The sequence below is a fragment of the Novosphingobium fuchskuhlense genome, assembly GCF_001519075.1.
GTDB lineage: Bacteria > Pseudomonadota > Alphaproteobacteria > Sphingomonadales > Sphingomonadaceae > Novosphingobium > Novosphingobium fuchskuhlense.
Genome location: NZ_KQ954244.1, coordinates 253,016 through 270,114 on the forward strand (window position 1 = coordinate 253,016; position 17,099 = coordinate 270,114).

The 17,099-nt window shown below is 64.8% G+C and carries 17 protein-coding genes and 1 riboswitch; of the genes, 1 reads left to right on the forward strand and 16 read right to left on the reverse strand.

Annotation, left to right across the window (positions count from 1 at the left end; translation table 11 throughout):
- Positions 1 to 42 precede the first annotated feature (42 nt).
- The 15 genes from AQZ52_RS01120 to AQZ52_RS01190 form a co-directional block, all read right to left on the reverse strand.
- Positions 43 to 2,247, reverse strand: a complete 2,205-nt coding sequence (locus AQZ52_RS01120; RefSeq protein WP_067906119.1) for a putative bifunctional diguanylate cyclase/phosphodiesterase — start codon at positions 2,245 to 2,247, stop codon at positions 43 to 45.
- 274 nt (positions 2,248 to 2,521) lie between these two features.
- Entirely contained in the window at positions 2,522 to 3,937 is a 1,416-nt protein-coding gene (locus AQZ52_RS01125) for an ammonium transporter (RefSeq protein WP_156424738.1), read from the reverse strand.
- Between the two features lie 71 nt (positions 3,938 to 4,008).
- Positions 4,009 to 4,347, reverse strand: a complete 339-nt coding sequence (locus AQZ52_RS01130) for a P-II family nitrogen regulator (RefSeq protein WP_067906120.1) — start codon at positions 4,345 to 4,347, stop codon at positions 4,009 to 4,011.
- A 193-nt stretch (positions 4,348 to 4,540) separates the two neighbouring features.
- Positions 4,541 to 5,098, reverse strand: coding sequence for a pyridoxamine 5'-phosphate oxidase family protein (locus AQZ52_RS01135; protein WP_067906121.1), 558 nt, complete (start codon positions 5,096 to 5,098; stop codon positions 4,541 to 4,543).
- Positions 5,098 to 5,967, reverse strand: coding sequence for an alpha/beta fold hydrolase (locus AQZ52_RS01140; protein WP_067906122.1), 870 nt, complete (start codon positions 5,965 to 5,967; stop codon positions 5,098 to 5,100). The genes AQZ52_RS01135 and AQZ52_RS01140 overlap by 1 nt, the downstream gene beginning before the upstream one ends.
- Before the next feature lie 50 nt (positions 5,968 to 6,017).
- Positions 6,018 to 6,866 (reverse strand): NAD-dependent epimerase/dehydratase family protein, encoded by an 849-nt coding sequence (locus tag AQZ52_RS01145; RefSeq protein ID WP_067906123.1) that lies wholly within the window; start codon positions 6,864 to 6,866, stop codon positions 6,018 to 6,020.
- Between the two features lie 5 nt (positions 6,867 to 6,871).
- Positions 6,872 to 8,401, reverse strand: a complete 1,530-nt coding sequence (locus tag AQZ52_RS01150) for a peptide chain release factor 3 (RefSeq protein WP_067906124.1) — start codon at positions 8,399 to 8,401, stop codon at positions 6,872 to 6,874.
- 9 nt (positions 8,402 to 8,410) lie between these two features.
- Positions 8,411 to 9,292: an aldose 1-epimerase family protein gene (locus AQZ52_RS01155; RefSeq protein WP_067906125.1), complete on the reverse strand. Its 882-nt coding sequence runs from the start codon at positions 9,290 to 9,292 to the stop codon at positions 8,411 to 8,413.
- A 23-nt stretch (positions 9,293 to 9,315) separates the two neighbouring features.
- Positions 9,316 to 11,721 (reverse strand): phenylalanine--tRNA ligase subunit beta, encoded by a 2,406-nt coding sequence (gene pheT, locus AQZ52_RS01160; RefSeq protein ID WP_067906126.1) that lies wholly within the window; start codon positions 11,719 to 11,721, stop codon positions 9,316 to 9,318.
- Positions 11,718 to 12,806 (reverse strand): phenylalanine--tRNA ligase subunit alpha, encoded by a 1,089-nt coding sequence (gene pheS / locus AQZ52_RS01165; protein ID WP_067906127.1) that lies wholly within the window; start codon positions 12,804 to 12,806, stop codon positions 11,718 to 11,720. The genes pheT and pheS overlap by 4 nt, the downstream gene beginning before the upstream one ends.
- 46 nt (positions 12,807 to 12,852) lie before the next feature.
- Positions 12,853 to 13,716: a helix-turn-helix domain-containing protein gene (locus tag AQZ52_RS01170; protein WP_240481399.1), complete on the reverse strand. Its 864-nt coding sequence runs from the start codon at positions 13,714 to 13,716 to the stop codon at positions 12,853 to 12,855.
- 204 nt (positions 13,717 to 13,920) lie between these two features.
- Positions 13,921 to 14,286: a 50S ribosomal protein L20 gene (gene rplT / locus AQZ52_RS01175; RefSeq protein ID WP_067906128.1), complete on the reverse strand. Its 366-nt coding sequence runs from the start codon at positions 14,284 to 14,286 to the stop codon at positions 13,921 to 13,923.
- A 13-nt stretch (positions 14,287 to 14,299) separates the two neighbouring features.
- Complete coding sequence (gene rpmI / locus AQZ52_RS01180) at positions 14,300 to 14,503, reverse strand: 50S ribosomal protein L35 (RefSeq protein ID WP_054122496.1); 204 nt, start codon at positions 14,501 to 14,503, stop codon at positions 14,300 to 14,302.
- A gap of 189 nt (positions 14,504 to 14,692) precedes the next feature.
- Positions 14,693 to 15,115: a hypothetical protein gene (locus AQZ52_RS01185; RefSeq protein WP_156424739.1), complete on the reverse strand. Its 423-nt coding sequence runs from the start codon at positions 15,113 to 15,115 to the stop codon at positions 14,693 to 14,695.
- 44 nt (positions 15,116 to 15,159) lie between these two features.
- The gene (locus AQZ52_RS01190; RefSeq protein WP_067906130.1) at positions 15,160 to 16,068 is read right to left on the reverse strand and encodes a homoserine O-succinyltransferase; all 909 of its coding nucleotides are present in this window, start codon (positions 16,066 to 16,068) and stop codon (positions 15,160 to 15,162) included.
- Positions 16,069 to 16,111: 43 nt separating this feature from the next.
- Positions 16,112 to 16,226, reverse strand: a riboswitch (SAM-I-IV-variant riboswitch).
- Between the two features lie 204 nt (positions 16,227 to 16,430).
- Here AQZ52_RS01190 and AQZ52_RS01195 point away from each other — a divergent pair.
- Positions 16,431 to 16,625, forward strand: coding sequence for a ferritin family protein (locus AQZ52_RS01195; protein ID WP_067906131.1), 195 nt, complete (start codon positions 16,431 to 16,433; stop codon positions 16,623 to 16,625).
- Positions 16,626 to 16,628: 3 nt separating this feature from the next.
- On the opposite strand, the gene AQZ52_RS01200 is transcribed toward AQZ52_RS01195, so the two are convergent.
- On the reverse strand, positions 16,629 to 17,075 hold the full coding sequence (locus tag AQZ52_RS01200; RefSeq protein ID WP_067906132.1) for a gamma-glutamylcyclotransferase family protein: 447 nt from the start codon (positions 17,073 to 17,075) through the stop codon (positions 16,629 to 16,631).
- Positions 17,076 to 17,099 lie beyond the last annotated feature (24 nt).

Below are 17,099 nucleotides of genomic sequence, written 5' to 3' on the forward strand. Positions count from 1 at the left end.
CGCGCCAAGGGAACCATCTCGCGCGGGCAGATGATCCCGGGATCAGGTTTCGGCGCGGAGCGCGGCGCCCTTCCAGTCGCTCGCCATGGCAAACGCCGGCATCGAAGCCTTGCCGTCCTCGCCGCCCCCGCCGATGAGATGCGGGCCGATCGGCTGGATGCCATCGCCCTTGGGGCTCTGCGGCAGACCTGCCGCGGCAAGCTGATAGGGCGAAGCGCGGTGGCGGGTGCACAAGCCGCCATTGCCATCGGGCACGAGCGCCTGCTCGAACTCCAGACCTTGCTGGCGCTTGCGCGAGCGGCGCACCCGGGCGACGGCCAGTTGCCCTTCGCCGAGATCGATCACGAACTCGGTGCCGATCGGCACATCGACAAGACCTTCGATCAGCGCGCCGGAAACCGACAGGTTGCGCAGCACGACCGGGTAGTAGTGGTTGTCGTGGATCGCGCCGATACGGCGGAACATGGCCTGGCGATCATGGCGCTGGAAGGCCGGGCCGGAGGGCTCAATCGTCCAATTGCCTTCGTTCAGCTTGGCCACGAACTCGTCATTGGGGATGGGTTTGCTGTAGATGTAGCCCTGAACCAGCGTGACATTCAGGCTTTTCATCAGATCAAACTGGTCGAAGCTCTCGACGCCCTCCGCAGTCGTGTCCATTTCGAGCGCCTGCGCCAGCGCGACAATCGCCGCGATGATCGCGCGATTGCGCGAGCCGGCCTCGGTCGCGCCGCGCACAAAGGACTGGTCGATCTTGATCTTGTCGAAAGGCGCGGTCTTCAGATAGCCGAGCGAGGAATAGCCTGTGCCGAAATCGTCGAGCGCGAGGCGGACACCGAGACCCTTGAGCGCCTTGAAGCGGTCGTTGGTGGCGCCGCCTTCCTGCAGGAACACGCTTTCGGTGATTTCCAGCTCGAGCCGTTCGGGTTCAAGCCCCGAATTGGCCAGCGCGCTGGCGACCAATGCCGGGAAACCGTCGTCGGCGAACTGCACCGGCGAGACGTTGACGGCAACCCGCAGGCCGCCCGGCCAGGCCACGGCCTGTTCGCAGGCACGGCGCAAGACCCATTCGCCGATCCCTTTGATGAGATTCGATTCCTCGGCAATCGGGATGAAGCGGGCGGGACTGACAGGCCCGTGTTCGGGGTGGTTCCAGCGCACGAGCGCCTCGACCCCGACGACATGGTTGTCGGCAGCGCGCACGACGGGCTGGTAATGGATTTCCAGTTCGTCCTTCTGCAAAGCGTCGTGCAGGTCTTCCTCAAGCAGACGCCGATCGGCCGCCGCCTTTAGCAGGTCGGCACTGAAGAAGCGAAAGCGCCCGCGCCCGCCACCCTTTGCGGCATAAAGCGCAAGGTCGGCATTGCGAACCAGACTGTCGCTGTCGTCCCCATCAAAAGGAGAGACAGCGACACCGACCGACGCGCCGATCAGGCAGCGGCTGCCATCGATCGTGTAGGGCTGCGAGATGCTGGTGATGATGCTGGTGGCAACGTCGCCGAGTACGCCGCGATCCTCAATCCCGGGCATGATGACCTGGAACTCGTCGCCGCCCAGACGGCTGACCTTCTCCTTGTCGCCCACCACGCGGACAAGGCGCGCCGCAACCTGCTTGAGCAGGGCATCGCCCGCCGCGTGGCCCAGCGTATCGTTGACCTGCTTGAACCGGTCGAGATCGATCAGCATAATCGCGCAAGGGCCGCGCTGCTGAGAGCACTGTGTCAGCGTGCGTTCGAGCAATTGCGACATGCGGCGGCGGTTGAGCAGCCCCGTGAGCGCGTCATGCATCGCCATGTGCGAGCTTTCCTCGGCCGAGCGCCGCTCGCCGGTGATGTCCTCGCAGTGGCCCCGAAAACCAGCGAACTCGCCGCGGACAAGGATGGGTTCGCCCGAGACCGACCACCACAGCGTCTCGCCGTCGGTGCGCTCGCTGCGAACCGTCAGCTTTTCGAAGCGGCCCTTGCGCGCGAAGGCAAAGGGCAGCGTGCGTTCCCCCTCGCTTTCGTTGCCGGTGCGCAGAAACAAGTCAACGAAGCTCCGCCCCGTTGCGGTGCCGTCCTCGACCAAGAGGGCATGGGCTCCGGGAGAGAGATAGGTGACAGAGCCTTCGGCGTCGGTCGACCAGAAGAAGCCGAGGCCAAGATCCTCGTAAGTATGGCACAGGGCCGCGGCCTCACCTTCAGACGTGCGGGAAGCCGGAGCATCGACTGCCCCGAGTCCGAAAACACCGCGTGCCTTGCGCAGCACCACTCCGCCATTCCTTCGGTTAACCACTCACTTCAAATTAGGTATGTAACCTAAGGCCGTTGTGGGAAGGTTAACGGACGCGATGCAGTCAATCGCCGATCAACAGCGGGTTGTTTCAAAACAAAAAAAGGGCCGGAAGCACGATTGTGCTTCCGGCCTTAGTCTGTTCGCAGGAGGAACATGGTCTGGCGGGGCCCTGTCGGGCTAGAGGGAGAGGATCTCACCCACTGGCCCCGCCAAGCTGGTCAATCGGTAGTTGCCAATCGGCGGATGCCGATCAGTAGTTGTATGCACGCTCACCGTGGTCAGCGATGTCGAGGCCTTCGCGCTCGCCTTCCTCGCTGATCCGCATGCCGAGAGTCTTGTCGAGCACGAACCAGATCACCGCCGTGCCGATGCCGGACCAGGCAAGCGTGATGAGCACCGCCTCAAGCTGGATCACGAGCTGCGCCGCGATGTCATAGGCAGGGGCGGCGACCGACGGAAACTTGGTGTAATCAATCACGCCCTGGCCGCCGAGCGCCGGCGAGGCGACGATGCCAGTGGCAAGCGCCCCGGTGATGCCGCCGATGCAGTGAACACCGAAGACGTCGAGCGTGTCGTCGTACTTGAACTTGTTCTTCACCGTGCTGACGAAGTAGAAGCACAGCGGCGAGACCACGAGGCCGAGGACAATCGACGTCATCGGGGCACCATAGCCAGAGGCCGGGGTGATAGCGACGAGGCCGGCAACGGCACCCGAAGCGGCACCGAGCATCGAAGGCTTGCCGTGGACGATCTGCTCGATCACCGCCCAGCTCACCGCAGCAGCGCAAGTGGCAAGCATGGTATTGACGAAGGCAACCGCAGCGACGCCATTGGATTCAAGATTCGAGCCCGCGTTGAAGCCGAACCAGCCCACCCACAGCAGCGAGGCGCCGATCATGGTCATGGTCAGCGAGTGCGGCGGGGTGGCTTCCTTGCCATAGCCCAGGCGCTTGCCGAGCAGGAGACAGCCGACGAGGCCCGCAATACCGGCGTTGATGTGCACGACGGTACCGCCTGCGAAGTCCAGCGCACCCTTGGCATAGAGGAAGCCGGCGTCCGTGGGAGCATCAGCCAGGAAGTCCGGACCCGCCCAGTACCACACCATGTGCGCGACCGGGTAGTAGACGAAGGTCGACCACAGCACGACGAACAGCATGAGCGGCGTGAACTTGATGCGCTCCGCGAACGAGCCGATGAAGAGCGCCGGTGTGATCATGGCGAAGGTCATCTGGAACACGAAGTAGCTGAGTTCGGGGATGTAGACGTTGTTGGAGAACGTCGCGGAGAACGTCCCGCTGGTTACGCCAGCCATCAGCGCCTTGCCGAAGCCGCCGATGAACGGCGAGCCGCCGGTGAAGGCAAGGCTGTAGCCGTAGGTTGCCCAAAGCAGACCCGCGATCGAGACGATCATGAACACCTGCATGAGCACGGAAAGCATGTTCTTGGTGCGGACGAGGCCGCCGTAGAACAGCGCGAGGCCCGGGATGCTCATCATGAGGACGAGCACGGACGAAACGAGCATCCAGGTGGTGTCGCCCTTGTTCACCATTGTGGCCTGCTGGGCCACCGTCGGCGCCTTGATCATGGCCGCCTGGGCAAAGGCGGTGGACGCGGTACCGAGCGCAAAGCCCGCACCCACGACCCCGCCGATCATCTTACGGATCATCGAAGTTCCCCTCATGTCAGAAGTGGCGGTCCCCACCGCGCTTGCCGACCCAGCACTGGAATACAGGCCGCTCACAGCGCGGTATCCCCGGTTTCACCGGTGCGGATGCGGGTGGCGGACGCAAGATCGAGAACGAAGATCTTGCCGTCGCCGATCGCCTCGGTGCTGGCAGTCTGCTGGATCACCTCGATGATCTGCGGCGTCAGATCGTCGCTCGCAGCGATCTCGATCTTCACCTTTGGCAGCATGTTGGTGGAGTATTCGGCGCCGCGGTAGATCTCGGTCTGGCCCTTTTGCCGGCCGAAACCCTTCACTTCCGACACCGTCATCCCGGCAACGCCCAGCCCGGAAAGCGCTTCGCGCACTTCGTCCAGCTTGAACGGCTTGATGATGGCGATGATGAATTTCATTCATGCCCCCTTTGCGGCCTTTTCGCCGGACGACCTGCCGGCTCGACAAACAAAGCAAGCACCATGCCAAACTCATGGAGCACTGGAATCAGGAGGAATCTTTTTCGCTACTGCGGAATACTACGTGTCAGGCCCGCTCGAATCTTGAGCAGAATTCCTCGGCTGCCCAAAAAACAGGCAGCCGCAGCCGCGCTCAACTGCCTCGGAAGAAGCGATCCGTGGGCGTGGAGGGCAGGCCGTCGATGCTGCGGGTGCGGCCGGAAGTCTTGGCCATCCAGGCGACTTCATCGGCCCCGGCGTGATACTTGACCAGGGTCTTGCGCTCCTCGCCGAGTGTCATCACGGGCACGCCCCAGCCGCAACTGGTCTGTACGCTATCGACCGCGATATCGAAGATCTGGCGGGTGCCAGGCAGGATCGTGAAATGGGCGGCGAGCTCTTCCCACCCGGCGTCCTGCGGAAGCACCGGACGGCCGGTGCCATAGAGGCGCAGGATCAGCGGTGGCTGGCCGAAGTTGCACATCATGATCGTGATGCGGCCATCGGCCATGAGATGTGCATGCGTCTCGTTGCCCGAGCCCGCAAGATCGAGATAGGCGACCCGGTTGGGGCCCAGCACGCGAAAGCTGTCATACCCCTTGGGAGAAAGGTTGATCCGCGCATCCGCCGCGGCCGTCGCGACGAAGAAGACGCTCTGCGCGCCCATCATCACTTCGTGCTGCGGGAGAATGCGATCGGAAAAATCCGCCATCAGAGAAAATCGCGCAAGGTGGCGATGAAGCGGTCGAACTGGTCGTGGTGGAGCCAGTGCCCGGCGTTCTCGAACTCGATCACCGTGCCATCGCGGAAATGCTTGATCCGCCCGTCGCGCTCCGGATTGCCGGCCCAGGAATCCGCGCCGTTGAGCAGGAGGGTCGGGCAAGTGATGGCCTCCCACAGCTCGTGCTTGCGCTCGGTAGAAATGTCATAGGGGTGATCGATGTGAACGTAGGGGTCGAACTTCCAGGTGAACGTCCCGTCCTCGTTGCGGTTTATCCCGTGGATCGTGAGATGGCGAGCCTGCACGTCGGTGAGGTAGGGGTTTTCCGACTTCATGCGCGCATAGGCATCCTCGAGCGTGGCATAGCGGCGCGGCAGACGGCCGGCAGCCTTGCGCTTTTCGGCGATGTAATCACGAACGCGCCGGGCAAACGGCACGTCTTTCATGCGCAATTCCCAATCGGGCGTCGGGAAGATCCCCTCGATCGCGACGAGCTTGGCGACATCTTCCGGAAACAGGCCGGCATAGCGCAGCGAGACATTGGCGCCCCACGAATGCGACACGATGGTGACGGGCGCGAGGCCGAGCTGGTGCACGAGCTGCGCGACATCATAGACCATGTCCATGGTCCGGTAGTTGCCATCGGACGCCCAGTCGCTGTCGCCATGACCGCGGTGATCCAGCGCGATCACGTGCCAGTCGTCGCGCAGGGCCTCTGCCGTCCAATCCCAGCTGCGGCAATGGTCGCGCCCGCCATGGATCAGAAGGAGCGGCGGCTTGTCCGCATTCCCCCAATCGACGTAGTGGAGGCGCAGGCGCTGCGAAATGAAGGTGTTCGAGGTGGGGCCGAGCAGTGTCATCCACCGTCTGTGCCGCAGGTGCGAACAGGCCGCAAGTGCGGTTTGGTCCGTCAGGTGCGGTCGCGCCAGGAGACCCGGGGCTGAAAAGCGATCAATTCACCGGCGCGGGCCGATGACAGCAAGGCCGCCTCGCCGGCGAGATCTTCGGCGAGGGGGACCGCAGGGAAATACTCGGCCATAAGTTCGCGCGAGGGACGGCCGATCAGGTTGTCCGCCGCCGCAATGATCAAGGCCTCGTGACCGGTGGTGGAGGCCTCAAGCGCACAGCGACAGGCTTCGGCGGCGTCCTCGACGTCTATGTAACTCCACAGGTTCCATCTGCGGCTGGCCGGATCGGCCTGGATCTGCGGCAGAACGGCATAGTCTTCGGCTACGTAGACGTTGGAGAAGCGCAGCGACATGATAGCGAGGCCGCCATGCCAGCGCGCAAATTCGTCTGCCATGGTTTCGCCCAATCGCTTGCCGAGCGCGTAGGACCAATTGGGTAGCAGGGGATGCGTCTCGTCGATGGGCGCGAACTGCGGGGGGTCGGAGAACGGCAGGCCGAGGATCGTCTCGCTGGAGGCCCAGACGACGCGGCCGATGCCGAGGCGCGCGGCGGCGGAGAACACGTTGTAGGTGCCCATCACGTTGATGCGGAAGGCGGCCTCGTCCGTCGTCGCACCGGGCTTCGGGATGCCGGCGAGGTGGAGCACCGCATCGAAGCGCCGCGCCGCCGTATCGACTCCGGACAGGGCGCCCATGACCGCACCGAAATCCGCGCAATCGAGGCGGACGGTGTCATCGCCATAGACCGAGCTGACGATATCGAAGCCGGTGACGCGGTGACCCGCCGCGCGGAGCGCCGCCACGGCCACTTTGCCGAGCTTGCCACTGCTTCCCGTGACCGCGATGCGCATGGGGCTTACCTTTCCTTGGTGGCGCTGAAGGTCAGCTCCGGATTGCGTTCCTGCTGGTAGCCGACATCCCACGCCGAGCGCGCCATGAAGACGGGATCGCCGTCGCGGTCCTTGGCGAGGTTCGAGAGGTTGAAATCGGCGAAGGTGCGCAAGGCGGCATCGCTCCCCTTGAGCCAGCGGGCGGTATCGAAGGGCGAAGGCTCGAGCACCGCCTCGACCTTGTATTCGGCCTCGAGCCGCGAGATCAGCACATCGAGTTGGAGCTGGCCGACCACGCCGACGATCGATTGCGCGCCGATTTCGGGATAGAACACCTGGATCACGCCTTCCTCGGAGAGGTCGTCGAGCGCCTTCCTCAATTGCTTGGTCTTGGTCGGATCCTTCAATTGGACGCGGCGCAGGATTTCCGGGGCGAAATTGGGCAGGCCGGTAAAGCGGACGGTGTTCTTTTCCGACAGGGTATCGCCCACGCGCAAGGTGCCGTGGTTGGGAATGCCGATGATATCGCCCGCCTCGGCGGTATCGGCAATCTCGCGGTCCTGCGCGAAGAACAGGATCGGCGAATGGACCGCGATAGGCTTGCCGAGGCCCGATGGCGTGAGCTTCATGCCGCGCTTGAAGGTGCCCGAGACCATGCGCATGAACGCGATGCGGTCGCGGTGCATCGGGTCCATGTTGGCCTGGACCTTGAACACGAAGCCGGTGACTTCGGGGTGATCGAGCTCGATGGTCCCGCTCTCGCTCGGCTGCGGGCGCGGCGGCGGGGCATAGCGGGCGATGGCATCGATCATTTCCGCCACACCGAAGTTCTTGAGCGCCGAGCCGAAATAGACCGGGGTCAGGTCGCCATTCCGATACGCGGTCAGGTCGAATTCGGGGTACCCCATCTGGGCGAGCTCGATTTCCTCGGCAATATCCGCCGGAATCGCGCCGTCAGTCACCGGATCACGCTTGCCGAGGAATTCGCGGCTGTCGCCTTCGGGGCGGGCGATGGTCTGCGTGGCGAAATCGAGCACGCCTTCGAAGATTCCGCCCATGCCGATGGGCCACGACATCGGGCAGACATCGAGCGCGAGCGCGTCCGCCACTTCATCCAGTGTCTCGAACACGGCGCGCCCTTCACGGTCGACCTTGTTGACGAAGGTGATGATCGGCACCGAACGCAGGCGGCAGACCTCGAACAGCTTGCGCGTCTGCGGTTCGATGCCCTTGGCCGCATCGATCACCATGATGGCGGAATCGACGGCGGTGAGGGTGCGGTAGGTGTCTTCGGAAAAGTCCTCGTGGCCCGGTGTATCGAGCAGGTTGAAGACCACGCCGTCCTTCTGGAAGGTCATGACCGAGGAGGTGACCGAAATCCCGCGCTGCTGCTCGATCTTCATCCAGTCCGACCGGGCGCGGCGGGCCGCGCCGCGCGCCTTGACCTCGCCGGCCAGATGGATCGCGCCACCCTGGAGGAGCAGCTTCTCGGTCAGCGTGGTCTTGCCCGCGTCAGGGTGCGAGATGATGGCAAAGGTGCGGCGATTGGAACTCATGGAGCGCGCCTATACGGGACGAACCGTCACGTCCATGCGGAAGCTGCGGCTGGTTCCCTGCTGCAGCGTAACCACGCCGGGCTTGTCGCCGAAATCCCCCGCATAGCCTACCGGATCGGAATGGCCCTGCCATGGCTCGACGCAGATGTAGCGTGCGCCGGGCACCTGCCAGATGCCGAGCATCGGGCTGTCCGGGAACGCAACATCGAGCCATGCGCCGCCGTCTGCGCCATAAGACAGGCGCCGGCTGTGGAGTTCGGACCATATCAGCGCGTCGGCGCGGAACAGGTCCGGATCGAGCGCCAGTTGGCGGCCGGCAACCGGGGTAGGCAGGCTATCCGGCTGGATCAGCCCACTCGCCTTTTCAAGCTGGCGGATCGGCTGGGGCTCGTCGGCTTCGAACAGCACGCAGTGCACAGCCTTCGCGGCGCCGCCGGGAAGCGGCCAGGCAAACGCAGGGTGATAACCGAAGCTGAAAGGCAGCGGAGCATCGCCGGTGTTGTGGACGGTCGCCTCCATCGCCAGCGTCATGCCGGAAAGCGCGAAGGCCATCTCCAACGCGAAGCCGAAGGGATAGCTGGCGCGCGTTTCGGCGCTGTCTTCCAGCCGGAACACAGCGCGGTCCGCCGCTTGCTCTGCCAGCACGAAGGCGCTGCGGCGGGCGAAGCCGTGCTTGGGCATGTGGTAGCCCTGCCCATCAACCCGCAGCGTATCGTCCACCAGCGCGCCGACGATGGGGAAGAGCAGGGGGGCGCGGCCCGACCAGAAGGCCGGGTCCGCATCGGTCATGTACTCGCGGCCTGCGGCGTCAGCCAGCGAGGAAAGCTCCGCCCCTAGCGGGTTGATTCGGGCGGTGAGGCCCGCGCTGGCAATGGTGATCAGATCAGTCATTGCATCCCCGAATACGAGGCGAATCAGGCGCGCAGCACCCCACCGAGTTTCGCACCGGCTGCCACGATCTTTTCGCTGATCGCCTTCAGAGCCGCCTCGTCGTAGCTCTTCTCGGCCGGCTGCAAAGTGACCTCGACAGCGAGGGACTTTTGCCCCTCCGGTACGCCCTGCCCCCGGAAATCATCGAACACCCGCGCCGCGACGACGTTCGCCTTGTCCGCCCCGCGCACAGCGCGCAGCAGATCGCCCGCCGGGAGACTGGCGGGCACAAGGAAGGCGTAATCGCGCGTAACCGCCTGCAGCGCAGGCGGCGCGAAGTGCGGGCGTGCGAAGCTGCCGGGGCCCTTGCGCGCCGGGATCCGGTCGAGGAACAGTTCAACCACCGCAACCGGTCCGTCGAGGTCGAAGGCCTTGGCAGTGGTAGGGTGAAGCAGGCCGAAGCGCGCGAGCACAGTCTTGGGTCCAAGGCGCAAGGTAGCCGACTGGCCCGGGTGGAACTGGCTGCCGGCTTCGCCCATCACCTGCAGGTTTTCGACCGGGGCACCAGCTTCGGCGAGGAGTGCGAGCGCCTCAGCCTTTGCGTCAAAGGCGTCGAAGGGCTTGGCCTTGCCAGTTGCCCAGCCGCGCGGGTTCGCTTCACCCGCGAGGACGACAGCAAGGCTGGGCTGCTCGTCACTCGCGCCGCCCACTCCGCGCAGATAACGGCGGCCGATCTCGAACAGGCGGACTGTGCTGGCGCCGCGATCGAGATTGCGCCGCGTGGCCGCAAGAAGGCCCGGCAGCAACGAGGGGCGCATGGTCTTGAGGTCTTCGGAAATCGGATTGGCGAGGGTCCAGAGGCCTGCCCCGGAATCCGATGCGCCTTCCGAAAAATGCTCGGCTTCTATGGTCGGCAGGAACGACCAGGTAACCGCCTCGTTGAGTCCGCGCGCGGCAGCGGCGCGGCGAATGCGGCGCTCCTGCATCTGGGCCGCAGTGGCGGTGGGCTTGGCGACACCGTCTGCGCGCGGCAGCGGGGTAGAGGGGACGGCATCGAGGCCGTGCACGCGGATCACTTCCTCGACAATGTCGGGCGCGCCGTCGATGTCGGGACGCCAGGTGGGGACAGTGACGGCCCATTCCTCGGAAACGTCGAACCCGAGCGCGGCGAGGATGCGCTTCTGCTCGCCGTTGGCCACATCGATCCCGCCGAGATTGCCGGCGAGCGCCGGATCATAGACGAAGCTCTTGCGTGCGAGCGGGGGCTCGCCAGCGCGGATCAAGTCGCTCGGCTCGCCGCCGCAGATCTCGAGGATGAGGCCGGTGAGCAGATCGAGGCCAGTATCGAGGAACGCCGGATCGACTCCGCGCTCGAAGCGGCCGCGCGCATCCGATGTCAGCGCCAGCGCCTGACCGGTGCGGGCGATGTTGGCCGGGGTGAAGTAAGCGACTTCGAGGAGAACGTCGGTGGTCGTCTCCGAACAGCCGGAATGTTCGCCGCCCATGATGCCGGCAATATCGTGGACGCCGCTGTCGTCGGCAATTACGGTCATCCATGGCTGGAGCGGGTATTCGCGACCATTGAGCGCGAGGCAAGTCTCGCCTTCGACCGCACGGCGAGCGACGACCGCACCGGTGAGCTTGGCAAGATCATAGGCGTGGGCCGGACGGCCATAGCCGAGCATGACGTAGTTGGTGATATCGACCAACGCCGAGATCGGGCGCTGGCCCGCGCTCTTCAGGCGGTCCTGCAGCCACTGCGGGCTGGGGCCGTTCTTCACGCCGCGGATGACGCGGCCGTAGAAGGCAGGGCAGCCTTCGGGATCATCGGTGCGGATGTTGACGGGGCAGGGGAAGCTGCCGGCGACCGGCTTGGCATCGATGGGTTTGAGCACGCCGAGGCCGGCGGCTGCAAGATCGCGCGCGATGCCGTGGACGCCCATACAGTCCGGCCGGTTCGGCGTGATCGCAACGTCGAACACCGGATCGGAGCCGAGGTAATCGGCAAAGCTGGTGCCGACGGGCGCATCGGCGGGAAGCTCGATGATGCCGTCATGCTCTTCGCCAAGGCCAAGCTCGCGCGTCGAGCACATCATGCCATTGGATTCGACGCCGCGGATGGCGGACTTGCGCAGTTCCATGCCGTTGGCCGGAACAACCGCGCCCGGGAGGCCGAGCACGCCGATCAGGCCTGCGCGCGCGTTGGGGGCACCGCAAACCACCTGCAGCGGGTTGCCGTCACCAAGGTCGACCGAGAGCACCTGCAGCTTGTCCGCCTGCGGGTGCTTGTCCGCCGTGAGAACGCGGGCGACGCGGAACTGCGTGAGGGCTGCAGAGGCATCCTCCACGCCCTCGATCTCGAGCCCGAGCGAGGTGAGCTTTTCGGCGATCTGCCGCGCATCGGCCTTGGTGTCGAGCAGGGCCTGCAGCCAGGAGAGGGCAAACTTCATGCGCGCACTCCCACGCCGCCGGAAAGGGTGGGCACGTCTAGTGCACCGAAACCGTAGTGCTGGAGCCAGCGCACATCGCCATCGAAGAAGGCGCGCAGGTCATCCATCCCGTATTTCAGCATGGCGAGCCGGTCGACGCCGGTGCCGAAGGCAAAGCCCTGCCATTCATCGGGATCGAGCCCGCCGAATTCGATCACCTTGCGGTTGACCATGCCGGAGCCGAGCACTTCCATCCAGCCGCCATTGGCCGCATCTCCGCTGCCGCCGACGACGCGCTTGCCGTTAACGAGCGTGTAGCCGACATCGACTTCGACCGAGGGTTCGGTGAAGGGAAAGTAGCTTGGGCGCAGGCGCAGGACGATATCCTCGCGCTCGAAAAAGGCCTTGAGGAAGGTTTCCAACGTCCATTTGAGGTGGCCGAGATGGATGCCCTTGTCGATGACAAGGCCTTCGATCTGGTGGAACATCGGGGTGTGCGTGGCGTCGCTATCGGAGCGGTAGACGCGGCCCGGGGCGATGACGCGCAAGGGCGCGCCCTGGCTCAGCATGGAGCGGATCTGCACCGGCGAGGTATGCGTGCGCAGAAGCATCGAACGACCCTGCGCATCCTTATCGGGGAAGTAGAACGTATCGTGCATCGCCCGCGCCGGATGGGTTTCAGGCATGTTGAGCGCGGTAAAGTTGTGCCAATCGTCCTCGATTTCCGGCCCGGTGGCGACGGCGAAGCCCATGTCGGCGAAGATCTCGGCCAGTTCGTCCATGACCTGGCTGACGGGATGGACACTGCCGCGCTGGGCAGCGGGCGCGGGGAGCGAAAGATCTGCAGTTTCGGCCGCCAGCTTAGCCTCGAGCGCGGCGCTTTCCAGCGCGGCGCGGCGTTCGGCCAGCGCGGTGGCCACCGCCTCGCGCGCGGTGTGAATACGGGGGCCCGTGCTGGTGCGCTCCTCGGGGCTCATGCCGCCCAGCGACTTGAGCAGCGCGGAGACCCAGCCCTGCTTGCCAAGCGCGGCGACGCGCAGGGCCTCTACGGCATCGATCGTGTCTGCCGCAGCGATTGCGGCGAGTGTAGGTTCAAGCTGTTCCATCGCGCCCGCCGCTAGCGCCAAATGGCGCGGAATCCAAGGTGCGCGTTCAATCCCCTGAGGGATCGTGGAGTGCCTGCACCGGGGCGCCCGCCGCCGCCATGCGCGCGCGCATGACCCCGGCGAGCACCGGGTGCGGCAAAGCGGCATAGGCGCGCGGGCTCATGCCCATGAAACGGTGGAACTCGCGCACGAACTGGGCCTGATCATGATAGTGCGAATCGATGGCGCCGATCCAGGTGAGCGAGGGATCGAGCATGTACTGCGAAAGACTGCGCATGAAGCGCTGCCGGCGCAGCAGCAGGCTGGGCGGAAAGCCGAAGTGCCGACGACAAAGGCGCTCCAGCGTATGCGAGGCAAGCCCGGCGGATTCGGCCATAGCGGCGACGCTGGCGACATCGGGATCGACCAGCGCCTTGTGGGCGGAGCGGATGCGGGCCTCTTCCGGCACCTCGCGGGCGGCAAGGCTCTCGAAATGCCGGGTGATCCGCGCAAGCTCCGCCGCCTCATCCGGCGCGGGGCCGAACAGGGTTTCAACCAGAGGACGGATCGGGGCGAAGGCTGGAACGACCAGCGGATCGTAGAGCTGATCTGCAAAGAGATGGGCGGGGGCCGTGACGAACTTGGCCCAGCCGAGCGGCAACAACCCGATCCCCCAGATGCGCGATGTGCCGGTGGTGAAGCGCACGGCCGTACTGGTCGGGCCGGTGACGATCCCGGCCATGGCGGGAAAGGGCGACTGCTGCCGGATCACCGACACCGGCAGAACCCCTTCGATGATTCGCAGGTTTGCCCACTCGGGATGCAGGTGGTCAACGACGCGGCCATCGAGCCCGGCATCGATCTCGGTGATGTAGAACGTGGTGAAAAAGGGCCTCAGGGCCGGAGGCGGCTGATAAAAGCGTACCTCCACGGTACAATCGCCGTTCACTCCGATGCGCCCCACTTTTTGCCCCTATTCCCCGACCATAGTCGGTACCGGGAGGCACGTGAAGTCGCCAAAATGGCAAAAAGGGCACCAGCCTCGCGGCCAGCACCCTTTTTTGATTTTGTCGCTTTTCAAGACAATCAGGCCACAGCGCGCACCGGATTGGAACGCCCGGGCCTGTATCTCCGATCAGGCAGCCGCGCCGAGCGCCTGCTTGGCCTGAGCGATGATCGCCGTGAACACACCGGCCTCATTCATTGCGAGATCGGCCATCGCCTTCCGGTCGAGTTCGATCCCGGCGAGCTTGGTGCCGTGGATGAACTGCGAGTAGGTCAGGCCCTCGGCACGGACGGCAGCGTTGATGCGCTGGATCCAGAGACCGCGGAATTCCCGCTTCTTGATCTTGCGATCGCGGTACGCGTACTGGCCGGCCTTTTCGACGGCCTGCCGGGCAACGCGGATGGTGTTCTTGCGGCGGCCCCGATAGCCCTTGGCCTGTTCGAGAATGCGCTTGTGCTTGGCGCGGGTGGTAACACCCCGTTTGATGCGGCTCATGGGTCTTCGCTCCTCAGTTCAGCCCGTAGGGCGCCCACTTCTTGATCACCTTTGCGTCCGCATCGGAGATCACGTCCATGCCGCGGTTCTGGCGGATGTACTTGGCGTTGTGGCTGATCAGGCGGTGACGCTTGCCGGCGACACCGTGCTTGACCTTGCCGGAGGCGGTGATCTTGAAGCGCTTCTTCACACCGCTCTTGGTCTTGAGCTTGGGCATTTTCGTCTCCTTGGTAAGGGTACGTCCGACCCGCCGTGGCAGCCCTGCATGGCCAGGCAAGTCATCGAATCCGCACCCGATGAAGTGGGCGCGCTTAGGGGTACGGGGCGCAAAAGGCAAGGAGAGAGATGGATGTCGTCTCTCGCGGCACCAGCGGATCACATCGTCGGCGTTGGATCGACCATGGGTTCATCCCCGCGCGGCGTGGGCGCTGGCCATGGCTGGGCGCCGGGCTGCCGCCCCTTTTGGAGCTCCTTTCGGCGCGCCCGCATCGGACGAGGGCTCGCCATAAACGTCCATGATTTCTCCTATCGTAACCGGCGCACCGGTTCCTCCGAATGTCGAGGACCGCATCATCTTCTGCGCAAAGGCCTGACGTTCAGCGGTCTTGCGCATGGCCTGAAACGCCTCGCCGCCGGGCACCGCCGACGCGGGACCAAACGCCAAGGCTGCACAGAAGGCCGCGACAACAACGCACAGCACCGCTGCGATGCGATAGCCGCGCACGGCAAACACCGCCGCCTGCAGCGGCAAGACGGTCGCAAGAACCGGTACCAGGGCAGGCAAAGCGGCCATCAGGATGAACAACGTGTAGGCGGCAAGTTCCAACATGGAGACCGCCATAGGCGCGGCGGGTTGATGCCGCGTGAAGGAGGTCAGGCCCTCCCGATGTCCTGCCGATCGAACGGGGTCGTCTGGTACGTCTCGTTGATCCAGTTGCTGAACAGCAGATGGCCATGGCCGCGCCAGGTATTGGACGGCATGGCGGCAGGATCGTTGCCGGGAAAGTAGTTCAGCGGGAGGCTGCGCCCCTCGTCCCGGGCATATTCGCCCGCAAGAGTGAGCGTATCGTATTCGAGGTGGTTCAGCATGTGGACCGCGCTGTTGACCGGATCGCCGATCAGGCAAAGGCCGGTTTCGGGACTGTCTGCCAGCACCGCAAGGCCGCGCCCGGCAGGGAGATCGGCGCCGCGCAGTTCGCTCCAGCGCGAGACGGGAACATCGAACCGATCGGGTAGACCGCGCATGACCGGATGCGCCGGAGCGTGGTTGACATGGCTGAACACGCCGGTGGCCTTTTCAGCCAGCGCGTGCTTCGGCATGCCGTGGAAATGATGCAGGGCGGCCATCGCGCCCCAGCACAGGGTCAGCGTGCGGTGAACGTTCTGCCGCGACCAATCCAGAATGCGGCGCATCTCGTCCCAGTAGGTCACCTCCTCGAACGCAATCTGTTCCACCGGCGCACCGGTGATGATGAGGCCGTCGAACTTTTCGGACCGGACATCCTCCCATGGGCGGTAGAAGGCGGTAATGTGGCCCGCGGACGTGTTCTTGCTGACGTGATCCGAGATGCGCACGAGCTCGAGCTCGATCTGCAGCGGCGTCGCCCCGAGCAGACGGGCGATCTGCGTTTCGGTGGTAATCTTGTCGGGCATCAGATTGAGCAGCGCGACGCGAAGTGGGCGGATATCCTGCCGCGCCGCCTCGGTCTCGCTCATCACGATAACCCCCTCAGCCTCCAGCGTGCGGCGGGCGGGAAGATTGTCGGCAATGCGGATCGGCACGTTTCTTGACCCTTCGAATTTCGGGAGAAACGACGCCTGCAGCCTTGTTCCGTTTGGTTGCCGGACCGGCCGCATCCCTTCGCTGGCGAAGGCGCCACCTTGCCCGGGAACCGGCAGGTTGGCGTCGGGGCGTCAATCCCCAACTCTTGATGCAAGCTGAAGCATAGTGCCGAGCCGGTAAAAATGCAACGCCGGGCCCTGTCCGGACCCGTGCGCCGGACTGGATGCAGTTCCCCTCACTATTGCAAGTGCTTTGCATTACTTATTGCAAGAGTAGGAGCGAAAACTCGTTTCCGATGCAGATGTCCATCGTGCAGGCCTGGCACGCTCTCTAGCCTTGCCCGAAAGCGACGAGACCCAGCGTGAAGGGTGATTCCGGTCCGCGGCTCAAAGAAGCCATCGCACATTACGAAGACATGCGCGATTTCGTCGGCCGGGATCTGTTCGCCGATATCCTCCCCAGCGAGGACGAGCATTTCGACGTACTCGAGACCCAGTTCGAGATGATCGCCCGGATGGGCCGGGCCCAGCTCAACAGCGAAGCGCCGAATGAGTAGGGCTCACTCCGCCAGCACGGCAAGACCGCGGGCGGCAGCGTGCGCTGCAAAATCACCGCCCGGCACAGCGCGCAGGCCCAGCACTGCGCGCCGGTTGGGCAGATAGGCCGCCGCGCGCAGCGGTCCGCCGCGGGTGTGGACGACCAGAACCGTGCGCCGATACTCACCGCGTCCGGGGCGGCGCGGATCGCAGTGCTCCCATGCATCGAAGGCCGCCAGCACGGCACGGGGGATTGGCCGCAACCCGCCATAGACCCAGCCGCGGACACAGCCAGCCCCGGGCATCAGCACCGGATAGCCCCCTTGGCGATCCCGCCGCAGGAACAAGGCGCCGCGCACCCAGCCGCGACGCGGCCGCCCGCCAAGGCGTGGCAGCAGCGTGTCAGTCAGGGCATTCCTGTGTTCGTGGGTGAGCGTACCATAGAAAAACAGGCGGCGCGGAAGGCTCATCGGAGCACTCTTCGAGGGTCAGAT